Source organism: Rhodospirillum rubrum ATCC 11170 (genome assembly GCF_000013085.1).
Classification (GTDB): domain Bacteria; phylum Pseudomonadota; class Alphaproteobacteria; order Rhodospirillales; family Rhodospirillaceae; genus Rhodospirillum; species Rhodospirillum rubrum.
Map to the genome: position 1 here is coordinate 2,009,426 of NC_007643.1, position 23,482 is coordinate 2,032,907.

Sequence of the window (23,482 nt, forward strand, 5' to 3'; positions counted from 1 at the left end):
CCAACGTCGATTGGGGTAAGCCGGTGTCTCTTCTCTCTTTGCCTATCAGCACTTTAGGGGTGCCGCGGATCGGTCCGCGTCGCGAACTCAAAACCGCGCTCGAAGCCTATTGGTCGGGTCAATCCGACGCCAAGGCGCTTCTGGAAACCGCGGCCGCCTTGCGCGTGGCCAATTGGGCCCGCCAGCACGCCCAGGGCGTCAGCGTCATTCCCTCGAATGATTTCTCGCTTTATGACCATGTGCTTGATACCAGCGTCATGGTCGGCGCCATTCCCCGAGCCTATGGCTGGACGGGCGGACCCGTGCCGCTTGATACCTATTTCGCCATGGCGCGGGGCAGCCAGGGCGCGGCCTGCGCCCATGGCGCGGCGGAAGACACCCACGGCGTTCCGGCCCTTGAAATGACCAAGTGGTTTGACACGAATTACCACTATATGGTTCCGGAATTCACCAAAGACCAAACCTTCACCCTGGCCTCGCGCAAGCCAGTCGAAGAATTCAACGAAGCCAAGGCCCTTGGCTATAAAACCCGTCCGGTTCTTCTCGGGCCGGTCACCTTCCTAAAGCTTGGAAAAAGCAAGGACCTCTCCCTTAATCCGCTTTCCTTGCTGGACAGCCTGCTTCCCGTATATGGTGACATTCTGCGCCAGCTTCACGAAGCGGGCGCTGAGTGGGTGCAGATCGACGAGCCCTGCCTTGTCCTTGATCTCGACGAGCCGACGCGCGAGGCGCTGCGCCAAACTTATTGCCGCTTCGCCGATGCCCTGCCGGGCCTGAAGATCATGCTGACCTCCTATTTCGGCGGGCTGGGCGATAATCTCGAGACCGCCCTGACCCTGCCGGTCGCCGGCCTTCATCTCGACCTTGTCCGCGCCCCCGACCAACTCGACGCCGTGATCGCCAAGGCGCCGCGCCGGCTGGTCTTGTCCCTTGGCGTCATCAACGGCCGTAACGTTTGGCGGGCGCCCTTGTCGGGGATCGTGACGTGGCTGGAACCGGTGCTGGCCCGCATCGGCGCCGAGCGGATCGAACTGGCGCCGTCGTGCTCCTTGCTGCATGTGCCGATCGATCTCGAACTGGAAACCGATCTCGCCCCCGACCTGAAGGACTGGCTGGCCTTTTCGGTGCAGAAAATGGCCGAACTGGCCGTGCTCGGCCAGGCCTTGGCGCGGGGCCGGGCCTGTGTGAGCGACCAGCTCGCGGCCTCCGATCTTGCCGCCAAGCGCCGCGCCACATCGACCAGCGTCCATGACAAGGCGGTTGCCGCCCGCCTTGCGGCGATCACCCCCGAGAGCGCCAAGCGCTCCCACGCCTTTGCCCAGCGCGCGCCGGCGCAACGCGCTGCCCTTGGCCTGCCGCCCTTCCCGACGACGACGATCGGCTCCTTTCCCCAAACCGCCGCGGTGCGCCAAGCCCGTTCGGCCCATGCCAAGGGCACGCTCAGCGACGCCGATTACGAGGCCTTCCTGCGCCAAGAGACCGAGGCGGCCATTCGCTGGCAGGAGGACATCGGGCTCGATGTGCTGGTCCACGGCGAATTCGAACGCAACGACATGGTGCAGTATTTTGGCGAACGGCTTGCGGGCTTCGCCTTCACCCGCCACGGCTGGGTGCAAAGCTATGGCTCGCGCTATGTGCGCCCGCCGATTTTGTTTGGCGATGTGTCGCGGCCCCAGCCGATGACGGTGTCATGGTGGCGTTACGCCCAATCGCTCACCGCCAAGCCGGTCAAGGGCATGGTGACCGGCCCGGTGACCATCCTCACCTGGTCCTTCGTGCGTGATGATGTGCCGCGCGCCGTGGCCTGCCGCCAGATCGCCCTGGCCATCGGCGACGAGGTACGCGATCTGGAAGCCGCCGGCGCCCAGATGATCCAGATCGACGAAGCGGCGCTGCGCGAAGGATTGCCGCTGCGCAAGGCCGAATGGGGGGCGTATCTTGACTGGGCCATCGGTTGCTTCCGGCTTTGCGCCTCGGGCCTTGCCGATGTGACCCAGATCCACACCCATATGTGCTATTCCGAATTCAACGACATCATCGCCGCCATCGGCGCGATGGACGCCGATGTCATTTCCATCGAGACCTCGCGCTCGAAGATGGAGCTGCTCGACGCCTTTCGCCTCTATAAATACCCCAATGAGATCGGTCCGGGCGTTTACGACATCCACTCGCCCCGCGTGCCCGAGGTTGGGGAAATGGTTGATTTGCTCAGGCTCGCCCGCCAGCGCCTCGCCGATGATCAGATCTGGGTCAATCCCGATTGCGGGCTGAAGACCCGCCACTGGGACGAGGTGCGGCCGGCGCTGGTCAATATGGTGGCGGCGGCCCGCGCCCTGCGGGCGGTGCTGCTGACGGGAGAGGATCAATGACCGACCGATCCGCGGGGACGGCGGCCGCGACCCGGCTGGTCGATATCGTCTTCCCCGAGCACACCAACCACCATGGCACGCTGTTTGGCGGCATCGGCCTTGCCCATATGGACAAGGTCGCCTTCATCGCCGCCTCGCGCCATGCCCATGTCGAATTCGTCACCGCGTCGTGCGAGCAGGTCGATTTCGCCGCCCCCACCCATCTCGGCGAGATCGTCGAACTGGTCGGATCGGTCACCCGCGTCGGCCGGCGATCCTTGGGCGTCGAGGTCGAATTGATCGCCGAGGTGCCGCTTTCGGGCGAACGCCGACACTGCGGCCGGGGGCTCTTCACCCTGGTCGCGCTCGGCGAGGGACTGGAGGCCCGGGGTGGCGCCTTGCCACCGCTGCGCCCCGGGGCCGAAGCCGCCGTGCCGCCGCCACCGACCGACGACGCCCTGCGCATGGTCGAGATGGTCTTTCCCGAACACACTAGCCACTACGGCAGTCTTTATGGCGGCAATGCCCTGGCCGCCATGGGCAAGGCGGCCTTCATCGCCGCCACCCGCCATTGCCGCAAAACCATCGTCATGGCCTCGTCGCGTCGGGTCGATTTCAAAAGCCAGATCCACAAGGGCGAAATCGTCGAACTGATCCCCCGCGTCACCGGGGTCGGGCGGACCTCGCTGACCGTCGAGGTCGAACTGTGGGCCGAAGACCTGCTCTCGGGCGACCGCCGTCTGTGCGGATTGGGCCATTTCATCATGGTCGCGGTGGACGCCCTCCACCGCCCCACCGTCGCCGCCTGATCGAAGCGCCGCTCGGGGAGGCCTAGGCGCCTCCCCGGGACTGTTCGTCAACCATCACGCATTGATATCAATCTCCGCAGCAAGATCCTTCTTGCTCTTGGAACTCGGCGCAGGGCGCCAATCAACGTGCTGTCATAGGGACAGTCGCATCGGCGCTAACCAGTCAACCAGTGAAAGTCGTCCGCATCGGTCCTAGCTCGACCAAGGTAAAGGCAATATCAAAAAAGGATGCGACCTCATGGCGAATGGCTTCGATGAATCCTTAGATGCCTTGTTTGGCGTCAAATGACGTATTTTTATACAGAAAGTTCCGTATTTCCTGGCGCGGTTTGTGTTTTTTCAGAGAAAAATTCCCATGAGATATCCTATGGTTGCAAAATTTTGTTTTCTATGATATTTAAGAAAATTGTGCACTTGGTATGATAAGTTTCCATAGTTATTAAATATTTTAAAATTTAATACTGAACGGAGGTTCAAAATTGGATGTAGAATCAAAAAATGAAAGCTTTTCAAAAAAAATCATTCTGATTAAAAAAAAAGATATTCCTAAAGAGAAAGTTTATTTAAAATATTTAATGAGTTTCTTTACAATGTTAGTTGCTATTATGACAGCCATTTTGACTTTGTTTGAATTTGCTGATCGGATATCGGATAAATGCCATAATTACGAATGGTGCAAAAATAATATATATCCATTTTTTAATGAAATATCTAAAAAAGGAGAGGATTCAATTGAAACAATCGAAATAGTTGAAGATACACAAAAAGAAAACAGTATAAATGAATGTGATTTGCTTGCTGGGGCAGATCATGATAAAGATAGACCAAAGGGCTATCCTTTTGTCCCTATTAAAAAGATAAAATGGAAAGAGTCTATAAAGTTTTGTGAAAGTGCATTTTTTAATGAAAAAAAGCCGCGATTTGCTTTTCTCGCGGGAAGAAGTTATCATGCTGCATCGCAATATGAAAAAGCACTTGACTGGTATATCATTGGGGCGAGAAAAGGATACGCTGCGGCCCAAGACAATCTTGGCTATATTCTAGCAGGTCACGCTACTAAATATTATTTTTGTCCGGATCAAGCAGAGTATTGGTTAGAAAATGCCAAAAAAAATGGAGATCCTGATGCGGAAGGGCATCTTCTTTTTCTACATAAAGCATTTTCAAACTCGCGTTGGGCGACGACAGACCCACTTATCTGTGGCAAATATTCGCAATAGATTTGATATTTTTGATACCTACGCGAAAAATTTAGAAAATTGATCTCGTATTTTTCAATGATCGTATTGATATCTCCTAAGCTCTGACTCTTCCCTCAATTTTCGCTAAGCTCGTTGGATCGATCGTCCGTGGCGCCAGAGAAACGACGGTGCTCGGACCCAATCCGTCTTGCGGGGAATATCATGGCGGTTTCAAAGGCTTTCGAGAGGTTTTTCGCCGAGGCGCCCGGCCATGCCAAGGCCTGGATGGCGGCGGTTCAGGGGCTTGATCAGGCGAGCGGGCTTGATAAGAAGACCGAGGAACTGGCCTATCTTGGCGTTCTGGCGGCGGCGCGCCTGCCCTCGGGCATCGCTTTTCATGTCCAATCGGCCAAGGCGGCCGGGGCGACCCGGGAAGAGATCATCGGCGCCGTGCTGATCGGCCTGCCCGCCGTTGGCGCCGGCGTGATCGAAGCCCTGCCGATCGCTTTGGACGCCTATGACCAGAGCGGACAATGACCACCGCCCTGCTGATCATCGACGTGCAATGTGCGATCCTCGCCGGCCTCGCCCCGCCCGAGCGCCAGCCGGTGATCGACCTGGCCCTGGACGACACCGTCTGGCGCCTTCAGGCGCTCGGCCGCAAGGCCCATGCCGGCGGGGTGCCCGTTGTCCTGGTTCAGCACGATGGCGCGGCCGGACACCGTCTGGCGGTCGGATCGCCGGGTTGGGCCCTGCGCCCGGAGATCGCGGCGCGGGGCGGCGATATCGTGGTTCGCAAGCGCAGCTGTGACGCGTTTTTCCAGACCGATCTCCAAGATCGCCTAGCCACCCTGGGGATCGACCATCTGGTGATCGGCGGCTGCATGACGCAGTTTTGCGTCGATACCACCGTGCGCCGCGCCGTATCGCTTGGCTATGATGTCAGCTTGATCGCCGATGGTCATACGACGGCGGACCAGGGCGATCTCGGCTTTGCCCAGATCATCGCCCACCATAACACGACCCTTGATGGCTTCGATGCCGGAGCCCGCTCCACCCGGGTTTTGCCGGCGGCGGCCCTTTTCCTCTGACCGCACAGCCTGCCGACCGGGGACCCCATGCGGGATCGGACGGGGGACGTCGGCCGGGCCACCCTGAGGGAAGGATGCGAGGACAATGGCGATCTCACGGATTTTCTATGCGCGGGTGCGGCTGGTGGTCTCGGCGGCGGCCGGTGGGCTGGCCTTGGCGCTGATGCCGCCATCCTGGTCGTTGACCGGGCGGCTGCTTGCCGCCTGGGATACGGCGGCTTTTCTTTTCCTTGGGCTGGCCTGGGCGATGATGGCCGGCTCGAGTCTGGAGAGCATGCAATCGCGGGCCCGCCAGGATGAAGGGGCCTATGTGTTCTTGGGCCTCACCGTGATCGGCGCCGTCGCCAGTCTTGGGGCGATCGCGGCGGAACTCGCCGGCATCCATGCCCAGGGACAAGGGGCTCCGGGCTTGCGCCTCGCCCTGGTCGGCGCGACCATCCTTGGCTCGTGGTTCTTCCTGCACACGGTCTTTGCCATCCATTACGCCCATGATTTCTATAAAACAAAATCCGGCCTGGTCTTCCCGGGGGAGACCAGACCGGATTACTGGGACTTCATGTATTTTTCTTTTACCATCGGCACCGCGGCGCAGACGTCCGATGTGACGGTCAATTCCCGCCTTCTGCGCCGCCTTGTCCTATCCCATTCGATCTTATCATTTTTGTTTAATACGACGATTCTCGCCCTGGTCATCAACGTCGGAGCCGGATTTCTGTAATCCTCTGCCGACCCTCGCTTATCTGGCTTTGAGGAAGTCGCTGACTTTCAGCAAGATCATCTCGTTATCGTCGTTGCGGCCGATGGCCCGCCCCGTCGAATAGGGAAGATTGTTGTCATTGCCGACGATGATGTGATCGGCATCGACGATGTCGACGTTCTCGATGGTGACGAAGGGGAAGGTCAGCTTGCCATCGTGGCCGCCCTGGTGGGCGAGGCCCTTGGGATCGTCGATATCGAGCAGATCGATATAGCCGATCTTCTTGACGACGCCTTCGCCATCGGCTTGCGACAAATCGATCTTATAGACGCGCTTGAAACGGGCCGGGATGTTGAAGCACTCGGGCTTAGGCTCGGCCGGACAGGCCTGGGCGGCCTCGCCCTCGCCGTTGTCGCGTTCGATGATCAGGCCGGTTTCGCCGTCGATCATATTGAAATCGCCGATGTTATTGCCGTTGGCCTCCAGGGCGTATTTCCAGCTGCGCCCGCTCCAGGCCTGCTTTTGCACATCGAATTCCAAGATGCGCAGGACTTCCTTGCCGTCCTTGGTTTCCCAGGTCTGGGTGGCGTCGATCCACAACGGCCCTTCAAGCAGCGGATAAAGGAAGCGGCCATCGGGCGAGGCGGCCATGCCTTCGAAACCGCGCGAGCGGCGGATCTCGAAGCTCACCTTGCCCGGAACCGCCGGGGTCGCCACCGCCAGATGGTCGGGCGAATGAACGACCTTGCCGTCAACCTCGGTCTGGAAGAAGCCCGTCACCTTGCCCGCTCGATCGGTGCGCAGCAGATAGGGGCCGAATTCCTCGCCGAACCACAAATCCTCGCCGATCTGCTGGACGGATTCGATATCGAGATCGGCACCGGTCAGATAGCGCGTTTCGGTCCCTTCATTGACGATGACGAAGGGCAGCTTGCGGTCGGGATCGGCGAGGAAGGTCGTCGAAAGCCGGCTGAGAACGCCGCTCGCCCAATCGGGGCGCAGGGTGTGGACCATCAGCATGGCGTCGGCGGAATTGGCCTTGGCGCCGAAGCCGTTATCGGTAATCACCCGGAAGGTGCCATCCTTGAGGGTTTCGATGCCGGAGAACCCCTGAACCGGCTGCCCGGCGAAGGGCAGCGACAAGCCGGTCGGCCGCGGCGCCGTCTTATCCGACAGGAACGAGGTGCCGGCGACCGTTCCCACCGCGTCGATCCTTTGCCCGGGCAGGGTGAATTTGCCCGAGACCGCAAGGGCGGCCGGGGCGTCGGCCGGCGGCTGAACCAGGGTCATCGCCGGCAGCATGGCCTGACCGGCCAATTCGGCGGGGAATTTTTCCTGGGCCAGGGCCGGCAAGGCCGCCCCCAAGGCCAGGGTAGCGGCCCCGGCGTGCATAAGAACCTTGTGAACCACCTCGCGCTCTCCCCCTCGAAGCATGGCGACTTTCGGCCGGAGAATAAGAGGCCGGGGGGAGCGCGACGAGTGAACAGTCGGTGACGATATGGCAAAGCTTCGATGACAGGCCTTGGGGACCAGGGGGCAATCCCGCCCCCTTCCCTTCTCCCAGCCCAGCCCCCAAATCAAGGCGCGACACCGCGCGCAAAAAGGGTTGGGAGAGACCAATGAAGATCCTGATGGTACTGACGTCCCACGATCAATTGGGCGACAGCGAGCATAAGACCGGCTTCTGGCTTGAAGAAGTCGCCGCGCCTTATTACGCCTTCCTTGATGCCGGGGCCGAAGTCACCTTGGCCTCGCCCAAAGGGGGGCAGCCGCCGCTTGATCCGCGCAGCGATGACGCCGGTGCCCAGACCGCCAGCACCGCCCGCTTCAAGGCCGATGTCGCCGCCACCGCCGCCCTGGCCCATACCCAGCTTCTGGCCGAGGTCTCGGCGCAGGACTACGACGGCGTGTTTTATCCCGGCGGGCACGGCCCCTTATGGGATCTGGCCGAGGATCCGACCTCGATCGCCCTGATCGAAGCCTTCGTCGCCGCCGACAAGCCGGTGGCGGCGGTCTGCCACGGTCCGGCCGCCCTGCGCCACGTCAAGGTCGGGGGAACCGTGCCTTTGGTCGAAGGCAAGCGGGTGACCGGCTTTTCCAACAGCGAGGAGGATCAGGTCGGGCTGGCCAAGGTGGTGCCCTTCCTGATCGAAGACGAGTTCAAACGCCTGGGCGGCCATTATGAAAAGGCCGACGACTGGCAAAGCTTCGTCCTGACCGACGGCCTGCTGGTCACCGGGCAGAACCCCGCCTCGTCGGAGGAGTCCGCCCGGGCCTTGTTGTCCCTGCTGGCTTAGGGCCGCCGTCTCGTCTGGAGGCCCGTCCGCCTCTCTGGTTATTGGTCCTGGCTCTCGAGAATGATCCGGCGATGAAGGGCCTGGGGCGGCCGGGCGTTCATCGGGAACAGGGCGGCAAAGCGGGCGATCTGATCCTCCGACACGGTGACCGGCGTCTTCAGATTGATCCAATTGACGACTTCCGAGCAGGGCGGCGTCGTCAGCGAGCCTTCATAGAAGGTGTAGGATTTGCTTTCGGGCAAAAGCTTGCCCAGGTCGGGGCCGGGATCCCCCAGCGTCGCCTCGCCGCCTTCCTTGGCCGGCGCCACCTTCCAGATCGCCTCGATCGCCGGATTGGCCGCCCCGGGCACCAGCATGACGCCGATCACCGTCAGGGCGGTCGGCCCCTTGTGAACCAGATGCAGTTCCAAAGGCGCCGCCTTGCCGTTCACCAAATGTTCGCTGGGGTGATGGAAGTGGTATTGCAGCAGCTCATAGCGCTGGCCCCGGAAGTCCAGGGACGACCCGGGGGATACGTTGACCTGCAGCGTATGGCCATTATTGACGACAACGGCCGACTGCGCCTGATAGGCCGGAGCGATCGCCGGCAGCTTGGCCGGAATGGCATCGCGGATATCGACCGGAGATTGTTCCTTGCCGGCGGCGCAGGCATGGTAGTCCTCGCTCAGGGCGCCCCAGTCAACCGGGCCGCCCTTGCCTTCATAGGCCCAATGGGGCGGATGGGCGGTCTCCGCGGCGACGGCCGGAGCCCCTGAAAAACCGACAAGACCAAAAGCGACCGCCATCGCGGCGTGGGAAAAAGCGCGCTGCATGACCATTAAGTCCTCCGTCGATTGGATAGGGCTGCGATCAGCCCACAACCGGAAGACTACATCCTATCAGATCCAACCAAAAGGACAATGCGTCCGCGCCTTTTGCTTTTCCCTGCCGCCCGATCAGCGGCCCGGCCGCTCCTCGTCGGCGATATCGGCCAAGGTGCGCATCAATTTGCCCAGCCCCTGGATCCGCTCGCGCGCAACCTCCCAGTCACGGCGATAGACCAGCTTGTGATCGGGACGCAGCTTGACGGTGGCGACGTTCTGACCGATGAAGCGCACCAGACCGCCCGGATTGGGAAACAGGTTGTCGCGGAAGGACAGCACCGCCCCCTTGGGGCCGGCATCGACCTTTTCCGCATTGGCGCGGCGGCACAGAACCTTGATGGTCACCACCTTCAGCAGGTTCTCCACCTCGTCGGGCAGCGGGCCGAAGCGATCGACCATCTCGGCGGCCATCTCGTCGATCTCCGCTTCGTCGGTGACTCCGGCGATACGGCGATAGAGGCCAAGGCGCAGCCCGAGGTCCTTGACGTAGGAATCGGGGATGAGGATCGGCGTGCCGAGCTGGATCTGCGGCGACCAGGCGCCGCTGGCCTCTTCCACCCCCGGCCCCTCGCGGGCGGCGGCCACCGCCTCTTCCAGAAGCTGCTGATAAAGCTCGATGCCGACTTCCTTGATATGGCCCGATTGTTCATCGCCGAGCAGGTTACCGGCGCCGCGAATATCAAGATCATGGCTGGCCAGGGTGAAGCCGGCCCCCAGGGTGTCGAGGGTCTGCATTACATCCAGCCGCTTGGCGGCGGTTTTCGAGACCGTGCGGCCGGGCGGCAGGGTCAAATAGGCATAGCCACGCGCCCGCGCCCGGCCAACCCGGCCGCGCAGCTGATAAAGCTGGGCAAGGCCGAACATATCGGCGCGGTGGATGATGATGGTATTGGCCCTGGGGATGTCGAGGCCGCTTTCGACGATATTGGTGGCGACCAGCACGTCGTACTGACCATCGGCGAAGGCGGTCATCACCTCTTCCAAGCGCGAGGGCGCCATCTGGCCATGGGCGACCACCGCCCGAATATCGGGAACCAGGGTGGTCAGGCGTTCCATCACCTTGTCGATATCGGTCAGCCTGGGGCAGACATAGAAGCACTGACCGCCGCGGAAGCGTTCGCGCAGGATGGCCTCGCGGACCACCACCGGATCGAAGGGCAGCACGAAGGTCCGCACCGCCAGCCGGTCGACCGGCGGGGTGGCGATGATGCTCATTTCGCGCACGCCGGTCAGGGCCAGTTGCAAGGTGCGCGGGATCGGCGTCGCCGTCAGGGTCAGCACATGGACATCGGCGCGCATCTGCTTCAGGCGTTCCTTATGGGCGACGCCAAAATGCTGCTCCTCGTCGACGATCAGCAGGCCCAGGTCGCGGAAGCGCACCGTCTTGGCCAAAAGCGCATGGGTGCCGACGACGATATCGAGCGTGCCGGCCGCCATCTCCTCCTTGACCGCCTTGGTGTCCCTGGCCGTGACCAGCCGCGACAACTGGCCGATGCGCACCGGCAGGCCGGCGAAGCGTTCCTTGAAGGTCAGATGATGCTGGCGGGCGAGCAAGGTGGTGGGCACCACCACCGCCACCTGCCGGCCGCTCATCGCCGTGGCGAAGGCGGCGCGGAGCGCCACCTCGGTCTTGCCAAAGCCGACATCGCCGCAAATCAGGCGGTCCATCGGCCGGCCGGCGGCCAGATCATCCAGGGTATCGGCAATCGCCCGCAGCTGATCGTCGGTTTCGGCATAGGGGAAGCGGGCGGCGAATTCGTCATACAGGCCCTCGGGCGGGCTGATGACCTCGCCAACCTTGAGCTGGCGGGCGGCGGCGACGCCGATCAGCTGTTCGGCCATATCGCGGATGCGCTGCTTGAGCTTGGCCTTGCGCGCCTGCCAGGCGACGCCGCCCAGCTTGTCAAGCTGGACCCCGGCCTGCTCCGAGCCATAGCGGCTGAGGACTTCGATATTCTCGACGGGCACATAGAGGCGGTTGTTGTCGGCATAGACCACGCGCAGGCAGTCATGGGGGGCGCCGCCGGCGGTCAGGGTTTCCAGGCCCTCGTATTGGCCGATGCCGTGGTCGACATGGACCACCAGATCGCCTTCCGACAGGGCCGAGATATCGGGGATGAACTTATCGCCCAGCTTCTTCTTGCGTACCGGCCGCGACAGGCGGTCCCCCAGCACGTCGGCTTCGGAAATCACCGCCAGATCAGGGGTTTCAAAGCCCCGGTCAAGGATCAAGGTCAGAACGACCGTCGCCTTCTTGGCCCGCTCCAACGCCTCGGCCCAGGTTTCGGCGGTGACGATCGGGCTCAGGCCATGCTCGCGCAGCACGCCGGTCATGCGCTCGCGCGCCCCCATCGTCGCCGCCGTCAGAACAACCCGCTTGCCCGCGGCGCGCAGGGCCTGGGCGTGATCGCGCAGGGCGTCGAAGACATTGCCGCCGGCGCGGGCGCGGATATCGGCGAATTCATGGCCCGGGCGGCCAAGGAAATCGCCGACAACGCCCTTTTCGGTCGCCACGTCGGGGGCGGCATAGGCACTGAAGGCGGCGCCGGGCCGCCCCGCGCAATGGCGGAGGAATTCGTCCTCCTCCAGGAACATCCGGGGCGGCGGCAGGGCGTGATAGATCATGCCGCCGCCGGGCTTTTCGCTGGCCTTGGCGCCATCGCCAACGCTTTCCATCAGCCGGCGGGCTTCGAAATACTCGAAAATCTGGTCCTGGCGCGACCGCAAGGCGCCATCAAGGCCGGGGTCGAGGGTGACCGGTCCGTCGGGCACATAGGCGAACAGCGTATCCATGCCCTCATGGAACAGCGGCAGCCAATGCTCCATGCCCATGAAGGGCAGACCGGCCGAGATCGCCTCATAGAGCGCATCGGCGGCCGAGGGCGTGCCAAACAGCTCGCGGTAGCCCGAACGGAAGCGGCTGATCGATTCCTTATCGAGCACCACCTCGCTCATCGGCCGCAAGATCAGGGCGTCGCGCTGGCCGGTGGTGCGCTGGCTGACCGGATCGAAGCTGCGCAGCGAATCAAGCTCGTCGCCAAACAGATCCAGGCGCAAAGGTTCGGGGGCGCCGGGGGGGAAGATATCGACGATGCCGCCGCGCACGGCGTATTCGCCGGGCTCCATCACCTGCTCGGAGCGGCCATAGCCATGGCGGGCCAGATGATCAAGGAGCTTGCCAAGATCAAGCCGGCCGCCGACCCGGGCGCTGAACACTCCGCGCTCGAGGATCTGGCGCGGCGGAACGCGCTGCAAGATCGCCGAAGCCGTGGTCAGCACCAGCCGGCCGCCGGGCTGGCGCGTCGGCTCCTCGCTCAGGCGGCTCAGCGTTTCAAGCCGGCGGGCGACGATTTCCACATTGGGCGAGACCCGGTCATAGGGCACGCAATCCCAGGCGGGAAATTCCAGAATCTCGACGGCGGGATGGAAGAAGGCGATCGTTTCGGCCAGCCGGGCCAGCCGCACGTCATCGCGCGCCACATGCAAAACGGCCGGAACCCCGGGGCGGGCGGCAAGCTCGCCCAAGACCAGGGCATCGAAGCCTTCAGGCAGGCCGGCGGCTTCGATTCGGCGGCCGACCGCCAGGGACTCAAGAAGGTTTTTCAAGGGATCAGGGGTGCAGTTTGAAGGTTCGGAGCATGTCCATGACATCGGTGCGATAGGCCACGGGGGGCTCGGCGCGGCCCATGATCCAGTCCATGATATCGGCGTCGTGCTCTTCGAGCAGGGCCTCGAAGCGATCATGCTGGTCGTCGGTCATCGTCTCGAGCCGGTCGACGGCGAAGGCGCCGATGAAAATATCGGCTTCCTTCATTCCGCGGTGCTGGGCCCGGTAGAGCGTGCGCTTGCGGCGCGGAGGCAGGGCGGCGAGATCCATGGCGGGAACCGTGGCAAGGGAAAGGGACAGGCGCCCAGACCGTGGCCGGCCGGGCGTGGCCCTGATATATAGGCGTTCTCGGGCGGACTGTCAGCCACCATGGCGGACCCCACCCCCGCCCCCGGGATTTCCCCCTTCCCCTTTTCCTGGACCCCCGCCCGGCCATGCGTCCCAGCCTTCTTGATCCTTTGTTCCGGCCGCTGACCTCGCTCAAGGGCGCGGGCAAAACCATGGCGCCGCTGATCGCCCGGCTGATCGGCGGCGACAAGGTGGTCGATCTGTTGTGGCATCTGCCCAGCGGTCTGGTCGATCGCCGGTTCTCGCCGTTGATCGCCGAGGCCCCCGATGGCGTCGTCGTTACCCTGACGGTGGTGGTCGAGGCCCATCAGGAACCGCCGCCGCGCTCGCCCTCGCCCTATCGGGTGGTCTGCCGCGACGCCAGCGGCTTCGTGACCCTGGTATTCTTCCATGGCCGGGCGCGCTATCTGAACGATTTGCTACCGGTCGGCGAAACCCGGGTGATCAGCGGCAAGGTCGAACGCTTCGGCGGCGCGCCGCAGATTGTCCATCCCACCCATGTCGTGCCCTTGGCCGAGGCCGAGGCGGTGTGCCGGGTTGAACCGGTCTATCCCTTGAGTGGCGGCGTGGCCGGCAAGGTTCTGGCCCGGTTGATCGCCCAGGCCCTTGATGACATCCCCGATCCCGCCGCCTGGCCCGATGAATGGATCGACGCCCCCCTGAAAGCCCGCGAAGGCTGGCCGGGCTGGATCGACGCCCTGCGCGCCGTTCACGCCCCCGAGGAGGCCGAAGACCTGCGCCCCGACCACCCGGCGCGGCGGCGGCTGGCCTATGACGAATTGCTGGCCACCCAACTCGCCCTGTTGCTGGTGCGGCGGGCGGCGCGCACGGTGCGCGGTCGGCCGATCGTCGGCACCGGCGCCCTGCGCGCCAAGGTGCTGGCGGCGCTGCCCTTCGCCCTGACCGGGGCGCAAAGCCGCTCGCTGGCCGAGATCGACGGCGACATGGCCTCGCCGGCCCGCATGTTGCGCCTGCTGCAGGGCGATGTCGGCAGCGGCAAGACGGTGGTGGCGCTGCTGACCATGCTGACGGCGGTGGAGGCTGGCGCCCAGGCCGCCCTGATGGCGCCGACCGAAATCCTCGCCCGCCAGCACATCGAAACCCTGGCGCCGCTCTGCGCCAGCGCCGGGGTGCGCCTGGGCTTGCTGACCGGGCGCGACAAGGGGCGGGCGCGCGCCGCCCTGCTCGAGGCCCTGGCGGCGGGCGAGATCGATATCCTGGTCGGCACCCACGCCCTGTTCCAAGACGACGTGGTCTTCGCCGCCCTCGCCGTGGTGGTGGTCGATGAACAGCATCGCTTTGGCGTTCACCAGCGTCTGGCGCTGTCGGACAAGGGCCGGGCGGTCGACGTGTTGGTGATGACCGCCACGCCGATCCCGCGCACCCTGACGCTCACCCATTACGGCGACATGGATATCTCGCGGCTTGATGAAAAGCCGCCGGGGCGGCTTCCCGCCGATACCCGGGTGCTGCCGATCGACCGCCTGGACGACGTGATCGCCGCCGTCGCCCGCGCCATCGACGGCGGGGCCAAGGTCTATTGGGTCTGCCCGCTGATCGAGGACTCGGAAACCGGCGACATGGCCGCCGCCGTCGATCGCCAAGCCCTGCTTGCCGACAGGCTGGGGCCACGCCTCGGCCCCCGGGTCGGCCTTGTCCACGGCCGGATGAAGCCCGGCGAAAAAGACGCGGTGATGGAGGCCTTTTCCGGGAACGGGCTTGATCTGTTGGTGGCGACGACGGTGATCGAGGTCGGCGTCAATGTGCCAAGCGCCACGGTGATGGTGATCGAACACGCCGAGCGCTTCGGCCTTGCCCAGCTACACCAGTTGCGCGGCCGCATCGGCCGGGGCGGCGGGCGTTCGACCTGCCTGTTGCTCTATGCCCCGCCCTTGGGGGAAACCGCCCGCGCCCGCCTGGAGACCATGCGCCGCACCGACGACGGCTTCGAGATCGCCGAAGAGGATCTGCGGCTGCGCGGCGCCGGCGAGGTTCTGGGCACCCGCCAAAGCGGCCTGCCGGTCTTCCGGCTGATCGATCCGCTGCTCGCCGAAGACCTGCTCGCCATCGCCCGCAAGCAGGCCGAGGTGATCGTCGAGACCGACCCCGATCTGGCCGGCCCCCATGGCGCGGCGCTGCGCGTTCTGCTGTATCTGTTCGAACGCGACGCCGCGGTGCGCACGCTGCGCTCTGGTTAAACCTCTGTTGGCACAGGATTTTTTTTGACGGAGAGGCTTCCTTGGATTGGATCGTCCTCGGGCGAGGCGGTGACCAGGGGAACCTTGCGCACCTCCTTGGGCCGGCGGTCGGCGGGCGTGAAGATGCCGCCCGAGATGATCATCTTGATGCCGTCCTCGACCGACATGTCGAGGACCACCAGATCCTGGCGTGGGACGAACAGCAAAAAGCCGCTGGTCGGATTGGGGGTGGTCGGCAAAAAGACGTTGATCACCTCGTCCTCGGTCAGGTTCTGCACCTCGCCTTCCGTCACCCCGGTGATGAAACCAAGCGCCCACATTCCGCGTCGCGGATATTCCACCAGCACGACTTGACGGAAGGCCGAGGACTGCTGGGCGAGGATGGTCTCGATGATCTGCTTGAGGGCGCCATGGATGCTGCGGACCACGGGCACCCTTTGCACCAGCCCCTCGCCGAAGCGAACCAGCAGCCGCCCCAGATATCCGGCGGTGAAGGCGCCGATGATGGTGAGCAACACCACCAGCAACAGCAGGCCGATCCCGGGAACCGGCAGATCGACCTGATAGGCCTGGGGCAGATTGCCCACCACCTTGCGATCGACGAATTCGATGAAGGTCCAGGCGACGAAGAAGGTGATGGCGATCGGCGCCGTAACCAGAACGCCGGCGAAGAAATACGTGCGTAGGCGGGCGCCAAAGGTCATGCGTCTGGCTTTCTCCGCCCGCTTTTTGCTGGTTTTGCCGGTGGGGGGGCGCGCGGGAGAGGCGGTCATCGGTCTTCCTCGGGATCGGGGGGCGGGTGGACGGGCGCGAACCAGGGCGGTTCGCACCGGGATATGATAAACTACTCTTCCCGGCCGCCGAGGGAAAAGGCGCCGGGACGGTTCGCGGAAGGAAAACGCATGGCGGCATGGCGACTGGGCGGACGGACTCTGGGCCTGCTGGGAGGGGTCATTTTATTGGCGAGCCTGCCGGCGACGGCGCGGGCGGACGTGATCGGCGAGGCCTGCGTCATCGATGCCGGGCATCTGACCATCGGCGGCAAAAGGGCCTATGGCCGCTGTCAGGGGGGAACGGCGATCACCCTGGCGGCGATCGACGCGCCCAGTTCGGCGCAGACCTGCACGACGCCGGCGGGAAAACCCTGGGATTGCGGGCGTTGGGCGGCCTATGTCCTGGTCGAGCTTTCCAAGAACAAGAAGGTTATCTGCCAAGGGACGGAAAAAGACGACAAAGGGGGGCTGGTGGCCCTGTGCTACGCCGGCGGGCGGCAGATCAACCGCACCCTGGTCGAATTGGGCTGGGCCTTGCCAGCGACTACGGATCCCAGCTTCGCGGCGGCCGTGGCCAAGGCCCGTTCGGCCGCCGTCGGCCTGTGGCAGGGCACCTTCGATCCCCCGGCCGAATGGCGCGCCCGTCACAAGCCGTGATCAAGGCCGGGCGTTGATCTTCAGGGCTGGGCTTCGACGACGTTGATATAGCCGCGTTCGATGGCGTGCTGCAGGGCCTCGAAGCCGGCCTTGGCCTCTTCGTAAAGGGCGCGGCGCGCCTTGACCTTGGCCAGCCCTTCGGAACAACCGTCCCAATCGACATGCAGCACCGCATCCAGATAGGCCGCGCGCAGCTTGGCCACGGTGATCGCCATCCGATAAAAGCTTTTGCGATCAAGCCCAGGAATCTTCGCCCCGATGATTTCCCGATTGGAGGCGCGGATCGCCTGCTCGACGTCCTCGATAAAATGGCGGTAGTTCAGAAGATGTTCGCGATCGGTGGAATCCGCCATCAGGGCCTCCCAATTAGACCAAATCCCGAGCGATCCGGATCAGATCGCGACGATGAAGGATAGCATGAAGAAACCAAAGAGGTATTAACATCAGCGCCGGATCGGCAGCCAAAGCGTTTGATAGTGTTGAAGCGGTTTCGCCTCGTCGAGCCAGGGATTGAGCGCCTTCAAAACACTCACCGATGTTTTCTCGCGTTTTGCGAAGTCGGAAACGCTTTCGCCTGGGCGGGCCATGCCGCGTTCTACCGGAAAATCGGCTTTACTGCCGATTTCACGCGGAACCATGCTTTCCTCGATGGTGGTTTGCTGAGCGGCGCGCGCCTGTTTTTCGCTGGCGAGATCGGCGCGCAGCGTTTCAAGATCACGGGCCAACTGGCTGTTTTCTTCGGCAAGGCGGGACGAGGACTGGCGCAGGCGTTCGACATCGGCCAGCAGATAATCGACCAGACGGTCTTTTTCAGCCAGGGTGTGGCGGGCCCACAGCGCCCCGCCCCCCAGTCCCGCCCCCAGGATGACGACTAGAAAAACCAGAACGAAAACACTCGAACGCATGGCGCCAACTCCGCGGGCCGAAAGGTTATTCCGCCGGGCTGATCGCACAGTGTCCGGCCAGTTCGGGAAGGGCCCGGCATAGACTGCGCGCCCGGTCGGGCTCGAGCGGGCCGGCGAACAGCCGATGGTAGGTTCCCTTTCCCGGAATCTCGATCTGGCGGATCACCGGGGTCAGATCCCCGATCAGCGCGCCATGATCGGCGCGCATCTTGTCCCAACCATGGCGAGCCAAGGCTTCGCTGCGATAAGCCGCCAGCTGCAGCAAGACGGCGCCAGTCGTCGGCGGCGGACCGGGATGGGTGGCGCTGGAGATCACCAGGGTCTCATAGGGCTCATCCGTCGCGCTCACCGCCGGGGAGTGGGACGGGATATCGGGGGGCGCCGGCGGGGCGGGCGGCGGGCTGAGCGGCATGGCCTCGATGTCGCCCAGCCCCTGGCCTTGCCCCGCGCCCCGGGTCGCGGGGCGCGGGGCGGAGGATGGCGGGGGGGCTGGCGACGGGGTGGTCACATAGGCGATCAGCGAGCGGGTTTCCGGGGGCTGACCTTCAAGCAACAGATCCCGGCGCACCACATAGCCAACGGCCGGCGCATAGGATGACACCACCCGCAGGCGGTCGTCGCGGTCGCAGACGACGCGGAAGGTATCGAAGGTGCCGGCGGGAACGGTGACCCTCTCCTCGGCCGGGACGGTGCACGACCACAGGAAGGACCGGCTGTAGGGCGGCTCGTCAAGCCCGGCGGCTTCGGTGAAGCCGTTGCTCACCCCGCGCTTGAGCGGGAAAAGCCCGTCGGCTTTGTCGATGAAGCGGGTGATGCTGCGGCCATCGGCCGAGCGGTGGAATAAGCTGGGAAGCAGCGGGTTGGCCGACGACAGCCGCTCGGCGCCCTGGCTGCTCCGCCATGTCAGCCGCCCCTTTTCATCGATGGCGCTGACCGTCCAGACTTCCTCGGGATTGTCGAAGGTGAAGCTGTCGCCCACCCCGTGGTGGGGAAGCGGGGCCGGGGGGAGGATTTCCGGCGAGGTGGCATCAAGGGCCGGCGGCGGCAACGCCGCGCCCTGTCCGGGCCGGGTGGCGCAAGCCGCCAGCAGCGGCACCACCAGCAGGGACAGCCCCCACGCCGCCCGCCGCGCTCTGCTTGCGATGGTCGGCGCCTTGCCCATGGCCTTCCCTCCCCTTCCCCGCACCCTTCCCTTTAGCGGGCCGGACATTCCAGGGCCGTCAGCCGGGCTTCCAGCCGCCGCGCCTCGCGGGGATCGATGGCATTGATCATCGCCTCGCGCATCCGCGCGCAATCGGCGCGGTGGGCCTTCTCGTCGGCCGAGTCCTTGGCCGCATCCTTGGCGGCGTGGAATACGCTGACATAGGAGCAGGCCCCCAAACCGCCAAGGGCAAGGCCAAGCATCAGCCCCCAGGCGACCACGCGCCCGGTTTTGCCGACGCGCCGCCGAATATCCCCCACCATATCCATCCCTCTTGGTTTCCTTATCCCCGCGACGCCGGTTTCCCGAGATTCACCAGATCGGAAGACGAGAGCAAATCCCGGGCATTGCCAAGCGAAGCGCCAGACCGACTTACTTGCCTGTTCCCCTGTTGGAGCGGTATGCGGGGACCGGGGGTCCCGCCCGCCGCCCTAGCCGAACAACGAGTCGATATCGTCCTGGCTCAGCGCCTCGTTCTCCAACTGGGGACCATCGACCAGATCATCGCTGGAATGGATGGTGTCGAGCTTGGGCAGCGGCAGATCGGCGAAAGCCTCGGCGCCCCAGTCGGCGATGATCTTCTTGACCCGTTCCTCGATGAATTCCAGCGTCTTGACGACACGGGTGATGCGTTGGCCGGTGATATCCTGGAAATTACAGGCTTCGATGATGACGAAGACTTCGTTGGAGATGGCGTGGAACTGGGGAGCGAGTTCGTCTTCCTCGCCCAGAACCTTCAACATGCGTTCGGCATGCTCATTGATGGTTTCGGCGGCATCAAGGATCAGATGGGTGGCGCGTTCGGTGGCGCCGACGATGGCGTCGAGTTCCGAGGTGGCGCGCTGCACCCGGTCCTCATCGGCCAAGGGGTGCTTGATCTCGGCGATCTCGCGCTTGGCCGCGGCCAGCGAGCGGATCATCCGGGCGATCTCGATACGCAGAAGATGGGCCTCATCGGCATCGCCGAAGGCGGCGACCGGATTGCGCTCCACCCCCTTCATGCCTTTGATTTCCTGGCGCAGGGCTTTGACTTCCTTGAGAAGCTCGGCGATCAGCGGCGACGGGAGAGCGGCTTGCGTCGAGGGATCATCGACCGCCCCCTCGGTAATGGGCAACCCAAGGGCCTGATTCATCGCCTGCCGCTGCATGGTGCGCTCGATGGCGAACGTTCTGCGGGGGCGCTCTGGTACGGCCATGCCTGTCGATCCTCGAAAGAAGCGGTTTGGGGGCACGCTCCCCCTTCCCCTACAATTGCCCATGCCCGCAGGGAACGCAAGGCCACGACATATCGGAAAGTCTTGGTCGCCGGGACAAGCGGCCCTCACCGGACTACCGGAACCCGATGATGGCCTCGCTATCGTTTACAAACGATAAACCGCCAATCATAGCGTGTTGCTGGAAGGAAGAAGTCCCGATGATCGGCCTTCTTGCCCACTCCGGCGAAAAAATCCTGGGCGAAGAATTCCCGATGCCCCCAGGTTGACGTTTACCCGGCGGTCAAGGCCGTGCGTAGGTCCCGCGCCCGCGCGATCGGTTGCCCGATCAAGGAGGCAACCCCGGTGACCACACCATCCTGTCGCGCTGGCGATGTAAGGGGCCCAGACGACAACGACCGCTTTGCCAATGATCTGGCCCTCCAGCCCGCCGAGGCCGCCGATCTGGCCCGGTTCCTGACCGATGAATTCGACCTCGACCAGCCCCCCTTCATCGTCGATCCGCATGCCGATAGCGGTGGTCTGCCCGAACTGGGCTTCGACACCGTCGGATCCCTGATCGCTTTTCTGGAAAAGCGGGTGGCCCACAGTCCGAAAGCAGCGGAGTAACCGCCATGTCCGACCGTACCTTGCTGAATCGCGCCCAGGTCGCCATCCGTTTGGGCATCACCGTCGAATGCTTCTATCGCAAGCGCCGCGACCTGGAAGCCCAGGGCTTTCCCCCTCCGGCCTTCGGCCGCATGAGCGGCGAACGCTGGGACCCGGCGGCGATCGACCACTGGCTGGACGCCATGTTGCCCCCCGCCGCCTTGTCCCGGGATGCCGCCGGAGAAGACAAATGGGCCGCCCAGCTTGACAACCGCGTCGCCCTGGTCGCGTTAGGGGGCAGATAGGTGAACACCAAGCGGTGGCGGCCGACGACGGAAAAGGTGCTACCGATTGCTTCGCAACGCGCGCAAGGCGGCATCGGCCAGCCAGGCGCTTCGGTTGGATGTCACGCCATCAATGGCGGCCACGAGTGTTGCATCCATGGTGATGTTCACACGCATCGTCCGCCCCGTTACGGGAACCGAAGCCAACAGAATAGCCGCCACCTGAATATCGGGATCGACTTCGACATCAGACAAAGGGGTGGGGGCGGGCAGGCTGTCACCATCTTCGATCATACCTGCAAGATGCAGTGCAAGTGCGTCCAGAGCATCTTGAAAGCACGCTTCCACGCTATCCCCCGCTCCGACGCAGCCGGGAAGATCGGGGAAAAAGGCGCTAAACCCGCCAAGGTCATCGGTTTCGATTACAACGGCGTAAGTATAGTTCATGATATATATCCTCTATGGTACCTTTACCGAATACCTTTCAGGGGAATCGGTAGAGTTTACAGTACCTTTATTTTAGGTTTTTCTCATAGAGACCCCGCTTTGCTTCTCGATAGAACGGAGAGTTCCAGGCTTTAGATCCTTTTCGGGGTGGGGGACAGTGACGCGGCCGCGTTTGATGGGATGCTTCAGTTGCAGGTGGCTCCCCGGCTGATCAACCACCCTCCATCCATCGGCCTTCAACCGCTTGACGACTTCTCGACTGTCCATACCAACTCTCCTTTGGAACGCTCATTTTATACGCACGATAGCACACCCAGTCAAGCGGAGATGTGTAATCGTGCGCATTATTTGCCGGGTCCAAAATCCCCAACGTCCGTCCACCCGGAGGTTTAATCATGAACGCCATCACTACCTTTCTGTTCGAAGGCGAAAGCTTGATCCGTGTCATCGGCGCGCCGGCTCTGCTTATCTTCACCGCCGCCCAAGGTCGATGGGATGACAACGTCGACCGCCGATTTCGCCGAGTCACTGCATGCCGAAGGCCGCCTGCACCACCATCGCCGATCTGATCGCCCTGCCCGGCACCCGCAACTCTCCTGGCTGTATATACACTTCAACACCACCACTCGCGCCGTCCGGCTACCCTTGAGCATCATCGATCGGCAAACCCCGTCAGCGGCGGCAAGCACCGCTTATTGCACCGCCTTCCCACGCGCAAAAAGGATGTCCCCATGGCCAAGCTCAAGGTCCGCTATTTCGTCGAGAAGCCGGGGGCGCGGTATTTCTGGCAGCCGTCGGCGACGGTGCGGGCCCTGGGCTGGCGATCGGAACGCCTGCCAGATGATCTGTCGGCCGCGATCACCCGGGCCGAACAGCTCAATGCCGAGCTGGATACATGGCGCAGTGGCGCCCCTCCCTCGCCGGCGGCGATCCGCTTGGGAGTGAAGTGCCCGCCGCACGGTCCCCAGCCGGGCACGATCGGCGATTTGATCGTGCGTTATCGCCGCTCGCGTTTCTACCCCACGCATCCGAAAACCCGCATCGGCTATGAAAAGCACATCAGGTGATCGAAGCCTGGGCTGGTGACGCGCCGGTGGGCGCCATCGGCGCCCAGCGCGTTCAGAAGCTTTACGATGGCATGCGGGTCAAAACCCCCGCTAAGGCCAACGCCGTAATAACCATGTTGCGAATCTTGCTAACCCATGCGGTCCGCGAACAGATGGTTGCGACGAATGTCGCCAAGAACCCCGGGCTGATCAGCCTCCCCTTCTCCGGCAAGCTCTGGCCGGTCGATGCCGTATCGCTGTTCGTTGAAGTCGCCGACCGCATGGGATGGCATTCGGTGGGCACGGCCGTCGCCATCAATCACTGGATAGGCCAGCGCCAGGGCGACATCCTGGCCATGAAGCGCGGCGCTTATCGCGATGGCGTCTTCTACGTCACCCAAAACAAAACGTCGGCCCGGGTCGCCGTGCCGCATTCGCCCTGGGTCCAACGCCGCGTCGACGCCGAACTCGATCGCCAGAAGGCCCGCAAGATCGGAAGCACCACCACCGCAACCCTGTTGCTGTGCGACTCCACCAACCAGCCGTGGCGGGAAGATCACTTCCGCCACGTCTTCGCCGAGATCCGCAGCAAGGCGGCCGACCTGTGGCACACCTTCTTCCTCGATGACGGATCCAGCGTCGCCATGCTCGACCTTCAATTCATGCATTTGCGCCATACGGCGGTGACCGAACTGGCCATCGCTGGCTGTACGGTCTTGCAGATCGCCGGCATCACCGGACACACCCCCAAAAGCGTGACCACGATCATCAACCGCTATCTGGTGGCCAGTTCGGATCTGGCCGCCGCAGCCGCCCATAAGCGTCTGGCAATGGGCAACGACATCGCCGCCTTGGCGACTTTGGAGACGTTCCAAAGACTTTAAGAGAACGCGCTAAGAACGAATGAGTTGGATGTCCAACTTTTTCA

At 63.4% G+C, this 23,482-nt stretch carries 26 protein-coding genes; 14 read left to right on the top strand and 12 right to left on the bottom strand.

All coding sequences use genetic code 11. The features are described from left to right. Positions 1-23: 23 nt before the first annotated feature. The 6 genes from metE (at position 24) to RRU_RS08940 (ending at position 6,147) form a co-directional block, all read left to right on the top strand. On the top strand, positions 24-2,369 hold the full coding sequence (metE, locus tag RRU_RS08915) for a 5-methyltetrahydropteroyltriglutamate--homocysteine S-methyltransferase (RefSeq protein WP_011389408.1): 2,346 nt from the start codon (positions 24-26) through the stop codon (positions 2,367-2,369). After that, positions 2,366-3,157: an acyl-CoA thioesterase gene (locus RRU_RS08920; RefSeq protein WP_011389409.1), complete on the top strand. Its 792-nt coding sequence runs from the start codon at positions 2,366-2,368 to the stop codon at positions 3,155-3,157. The genes metE and RRU_RS08920 overlap by 4 nt, the downstream gene beginning before the upstream one ends. 479 nt (positions 3,158-3,636) lie before the next feature. Next, positions 3,637-4,377 (top strand): sel1 repeat family protein, encoded by a 741-nt coding sequence (locus RRU_RS08925; protein WP_148265476.1) that lies wholly within the window; start codon positions 3,637-3,639, stop codon positions 4,375-4,377. 183 nt (positions 4,378-4,560) lie between these two features. Further along, entirely contained in the window at positions 4,561-4,875 is a 315-nt protein-coding gene (locus RRU_RS08930) for a carboxymuconolactone decarboxylase family protein (protein ID WP_011389410.1), read from the top strand. Continuing rightward, positions 4,872-5,429 (top strand): cysteine hydrolase family protein, encoded by a 558-nt coding sequence (locus tag RRU_RS08935; protein WP_011389411.1) that lies wholly within the window; start codon positions 4,872-4,874, stop codon positions 5,427-5,429. Before RRU_RS08930 ends, RRU_RS08935 begins: the two co-directional genes overlap by 4 nt. Positions 5,430-5,514: 85 nt before the next feature. Continuing rightward, complete coding sequence (locus tag RRU_RS08940; protein ID WP_011389412.1) at positions 5,515-6,147, top strand: DUF1345 domain-containing protein; 633 nt, start codon at positions 5,515-5,517, stop codon at positions 6,145-6,147. Between the two features lie 18 nt (positions 6,148-6,165). Here RRU_RS08940 and RRU_RS08945 read toward each other — a convergent pair whose 3' ends face one another. After that, positions 6,166-7,560 carry an esterase-like activity of phytase family protein gene (locus RRU_RS08945; protein ID WP_011389413.1) on the bottom strand — a complete coding sequence of 465 codons (1,395 nt, stop codon included), beginning with the start codon at positions 7,558-7,560 and terminating at the stop codon, positions 6,166-6,168. A gap of 185 nt (positions 7,561-7,745) precedes the next feature. Here RRU_RS08945 and RRU_RS08950 point away from each other — a divergent pair, with 185 nt between their 5' ends. After that, positions 7,746-8,423: a type 1 glutamine amidotransferase domain-containing protein gene (locus RRU_RS08950; RefSeq protein WP_011389414.1), complete on the top strand. Its 678-nt coding sequence runs from the start codon at positions 7,746-7,748 to the stop codon at positions 8,421-8,423. A gap of 38 nt (positions 8,424-8,461) precedes the next feature. Here the strand turns inward: RRU_RS08950 and RRU_RS08955 are convergent, their stop codons facing one another. From RRU_RS08955 to RRU_RS08965, 3 genes are all read right to left on the bottom strand, one after another. Continuing rightward, complete coding sequence (locus RRU_RS08955; protein WP_011389415.1) at positions 8,462-9,241, bottom strand: carbonic anhydrase; 780 nt, start codon at positions 9,239-9,241, stop codon at positions 8,462-8,464. 117 nt (positions 9,242-9,358) lie between these two features. Beyond that, entirely contained in the window at positions 9,359-12,892 is a 3,534-nt protein-coding gene (mfd, locus tag RRU_RS08960) for a transcription-repair coupling factor (RefSeq protein ID WP_011389416.1), read from the bottom strand. A gap of 4 nt (positions 12,893-12,896) precedes the next feature. Beyond that, positions 12,897-13,163 (bottom strand): succinate dehydrogenase assembly factor 2, encoded by a 267-nt coding sequence (locus RRU_RS08965; RefSeq protein WP_011389480.1) that lies wholly within the window; start codon positions 13,161-13,163, stop codon positions 12,897-12,899. Positions 13,164-13,327: 164 nt separating this feature from the next. Between RRU_RS08965 and recG the strand changes: the two genes are divergently transcribed. Next, positions 13,328-15,439: an ATP-dependent DNA helicase RecG gene (gene recG / locus RRU_RS08970; protein WP_011389481.1), complete on the top strand. Its 2,112-nt coding sequence runs from the start codon at positions 13,328-13,330 to the stop codon at positions 15,437-15,439. Here recG and RRU_RS08975 read toward each other — a convergent pair. Beyond that, positions 15,436-16,212, bottom strand: a complete 777-nt coding sequence (locus tag RRU_RS08975; RefSeq protein ID WP_011389482.1) for a DUF502 domain-containing protein — start codon at positions 16,210-16,212, stop codon at positions 15,436-15,438. The genes recG and RRU_RS08975 overlap by 4 nt on opposite strands. A gap of 129 nt (positions 16,213-16,341) precedes the next feature. Here RRU_RS08975 and RRU_RS08980 point away from each other — a divergent pair, with 129 nt between their 5' ends. After that, positions 16,342-16,869 carry a thermonuclease family protein gene (locus tag RRU_RS08980; RefSeq protein WP_011389483.1) on the top strand — a complete coding sequence of 176 codons (528 nt, stop codon included), beginning with the start codon at positions 16,342-16,344 and terminating at the stop codon, positions 16,867-16,869. 20 nt (positions 16,870-16,889) lie between these two features. On the opposite strand, the gene RRU_RS08985 is transcribed toward RRU_RS08980, so the two are convergent. The 5 genes from RRU_RS08985 to RRU_RS09005 form a co-directional block, all read right to left on the bottom strand. Then, positions 16,890-17,222 (bottom strand): hypothetical protein, encoded by a 333-nt coding sequence (locus RRU_RS08985; RefSeq protein WP_011389484.1) that lies wholly within the window; start codon positions 17,220-17,222, stop codon positions 16,890-16,892. 90 nt (positions 17,223-17,312) lie between these two features. Further along, positions 17,313-17,774: a LysM peptidoglycan-binding domain-containing protein gene (locus RRU_RS08990; protein WP_011389485.1), complete on the bottom strand. Its 462-nt coding sequence runs from the start codon at positions 17,772-17,774 to the stop codon at positions 17,313-17,315. A gap of 25 nt (positions 17,775-17,799) precedes the next feature. Beyond that, positions 17,800-18,936 (bottom strand): SPOR domain-containing protein, encoded by a 1,137-nt coding sequence (locus tag RRU_RS08995; protein WP_011389486.1) that lies wholly within the window; start codon positions 18,934-18,936, stop codon positions 17,800-17,802. Positions 18,937-18,968: 32 nt separating this feature from the next. Next, the gene (locus RRU_RS09000; protein ID WP_014626238.1) at positions 18,969-19,244 is read right to left on the bottom strand and encodes a hypothetical protein; all 276 of its coding nucleotides are present in this window, start codon (positions 19,242-19,244) and stop codon (positions 18,969-18,971) included. 162 nt (positions 19,245-19,406) lie between these two features. Continuing rightward, on the bottom strand, positions 19,407-20,171 hold the full coding sequence (locus RRU_RS09005; RefSeq protein ID WP_011389488.1) for a protein phosphatase CheZ: 765 nt from the start codon (positions 20,169-20,171) through the stop codon (positions 19,407-19,409). Between the two features lie 363 nt (positions 20,172-20,534). Here RRU_RS09005 and RRU_RS09010 point away from each other — a divergent pair, with 363 nt between their 5' ends. Both RRU_RS09010 and RRU_RS09015 read left to right on the top strand, forming a co-directional pair. Continuing rightward, positions 20,535-20,798 carry a hypothetical protein gene (locus RRU_RS09010; protein WP_011389489.1) on the top strand — a complete coding sequence of 88 codons (264 nt, stop codon included), beginning with the start codon at positions 20,535-20,537 and terminating at the stop codon, positions 20,796-20,798. A 5-nt stretch (positions 20,799-20,803) separates the two neighbouring features. Beyond that, positions 20,804-21,082 carry a hypothetical protein gene (locus RRU_RS09015; protein ID WP_011389490.1) on the top strand — a complete coding sequence of 93 codons (279 nt, stop codon included), beginning with the start codon at positions 20,804-20,806 and terminating at the stop codon, positions 21,080-21,082. Between the two features lie 39 nt (positions 21,083-21,121). On the opposite strand, the gene RRU_RS09020 is transcribed toward RRU_RS09015, so the two are convergent. Then, entirely contained in the window at positions 21,122-21,508 is a 387-nt protein-coding gene (locus RRU_RS09020) for a type II toxin-antitoxin system HicB family antitoxin (protein ID WP_011389491.1), read from the bottom strand. A gap of 72 nt (positions 21,509-21,580) precedes the next feature. Next, on the bottom strand, positions 21,581-21,775 hold the full coding sequence (locus RRU_RS09025; protein WP_011389492.1) for a type II toxin-antitoxin system HicA family toxin: 195 nt from the start codon (positions 21,773-21,775) through the stop codon (positions 21,581-21,583). A 128-nt stretch (positions 21,776-21,903) separates the two neighbouring features. On the opposite strand from RRU_RS09025, the gene RRU_RS09030 reads away from it, so the two are divergent. The 3 genes from RRU_RS09030 to RRU_RS09040 all read left to right on the top strand — a co-directional run bounded on the left by RRU_RS09030 (position 21,904) and on the right by RRU_RS09040 (position 23,438). Further along, positions 21,904-22,077 (top strand): hypothetical protein, encoded by a 174-nt coding sequence (locus RRU_RS09030; RefSeq protein ID WP_158308122.1) that lies wholly within the window; start codon positions 21,904-21,906, stop codon positions 22,075-22,077. Between the two features lie 162 nt (positions 22,078-22,239). Beyond that, the gene (locus RRU_RS09035; RefSeq protein ID WP_011389493.1) at positions 22,240-22,575 is read left to right on the top strand and encodes a hypothetical protein; all 336 of its coding nucleotides are present in this window, start codon (positions 22,240-22,242) and stop codon (positions 22,573-22,575) included. Beyond that, positions 22,572-23,438, top strand: coding sequence for a tyrosine-type recombinase/integrase (locus RRU_RS09040; RefSeq protein ID WP_014626239.1), 867 nt, complete (start codon positions 22,572-22,574; stop codon positions 23,436-23,438). Before RRU_RS09035 ends, RRU_RS09040 begins: the two co-directional genes overlap by 4 nt. The last annotated feature ends 44 nt before the right edge of the window (positions 23,439-23,482 follow it).

Excerpts from the sequence above, each read along its gene's own strand:
- RRU_RS08920 (WP_011389409.1), top strand. The coding sequence starts at position 2,366 with ATGACCGACCGATCCGCGGGGACGGCGGCCGCGACCCGGCTGGTCGAT.
- RRU_RS08930 (WP_011389410.1), top strand. The coding sequence starts at position 4,561 with ATGGCGGTTTCAAAGGCTTTCGAGAGGTTTTTCGCCGAGGCGCCCGGC.
- RRU_RS08935 (WP_011389411.1), top strand. The coding sequence starts at position 4,872 with ATGACCACCGCCCTGCTGATCATCGACGTGCAATGTGCGATCCTCGCC.
- RRU_RS08940 (WP_011389412.1), top strand. The coding sequence starts at position 5,515 with ATGGCGATCTCACGGATTTTCTATGCGCGGGTGCGGCTGGTGGTCTCG.
- RRU_RS08945 (WP_011389413.1), bottom strand. The coding sequence starts at position 7,560 with ATGCTTCGAGGGGGAGAGCGCGAGGTGGTTCACAAGGTTCTTATGCAC.
- RRU_RS08950 (WP_011389414.1), top strand. The coding sequence starts at position 7,746 with ATGAAGATCCTGATGGTACTGACGTCCCACGATCAATTGGGCGACAGC.
- RRU_RS08955 (WP_011389415.1), bottom strand. The coding sequence starts at position 9,241 with ATGGTCATGCAGCGCGCTTTTTCCCACGCCGCGATGGCGGTCGCTTTT.
- RRU_RS08965 (WP_011389480.1), bottom strand. The coding sequence starts at position 13,163 with ATGGATCTCGCCGCCCTGCCTCCGCGCCGCAAGCGCACGCTCTACCGG.
- recG (WP_011389481.1), top strand. The coding sequence starts at position 13,328 with ATGCGTCCCAGCCTTCTTGATCCTTTGTTCCGGCCGCTGACCTCGCTC.
- RRU_RS08975 (WP_011389482.1), bottom strand. The coding sequence starts at position 16,212 with ATGACCGCCTCTCCCGCGCGCCCCCCCACCGGCAAAACCAGCAAAAAG.
- RRU_RS08980 (WP_011389483.1), top strand. The coding sequence starts at position 16,342 with ATGGCGGCATGGCGACTGGGCGGACGGACTCTGGGCCTGCTGGGAGGG.
- RRU_RS08985 (WP_011389484.1), bottom strand. The coding sequence starts at position 17,222 with ATGGCGGATTCCACCGATCGCGAACATCTTCTGAACTACCGCCATTTT.
- RRU_RS08990 (WP_011389485.1), bottom strand. The coding sequence starts at position 17,774 with ATGCGTTCGAGTGTTTTCGTTCTGGTTTTTCTAGTCGTCATCCTGGGG.
- RRU_RS08995 (WP_011389486.1), bottom strand. The coding sequence starts at position 18,936 with ATGGGCAAGGCGCCGACCATCGCAAGCAGAGCGCGGCGGGCGGCGTGG.
- RRU_RS09000 (WP_014626238.1), bottom strand. The coding sequence starts at position 19,244 with ATGGATATGGTGGGGGATATTCGGCGGCGCGTCGGCAAAACCGGGCGC.
- RRU_RS09005 (WP_011389488.1), bottom strand. The coding sequence starts at position 20,171 with ATGGCCGTACCAGAGCGCCCCCGCAGAACGTTCGCCATCGAGCGCACC.
- RRU_RS09015 (WP_011389490.1), top strand. The coding sequence starts at position 20,804 with ATGTCCGACCGTACCTTGCTGAATCGCGCCCAGGTCGCCATCCGTTTG.
- RRU_RS09020 (WP_011389491.1), bottom strand. The coding sequence starts at position 21,508 with ATGAACTATACTTACGCCGTTGTAATCGAAACCGATGACCTTGGCGGG.
- RRU_RS09025 (WP_011389492.1), bottom strand. The coding sequence starts at position 21,775 with ATGGACAGTCGAGAAGTCGTCAAGCGGTTGAAGGCCGATGGATGGAGG.
- RRU_RS09030 (WP_158308122.1), top strand. The coding sequence starts at position 21,904 with ATGAACGCCATCACTACCTTTCTGTTCGAAGGCGAAAGCTTGATCCGT.
- RRU_RS09035 (WP_011389493.1), top strand. The coding sequence starts at position 22,240 with ATGGCCAAGCTCAAGGTCCGCTATTTCGTCGAGAAGCCGGGGGCGCGG.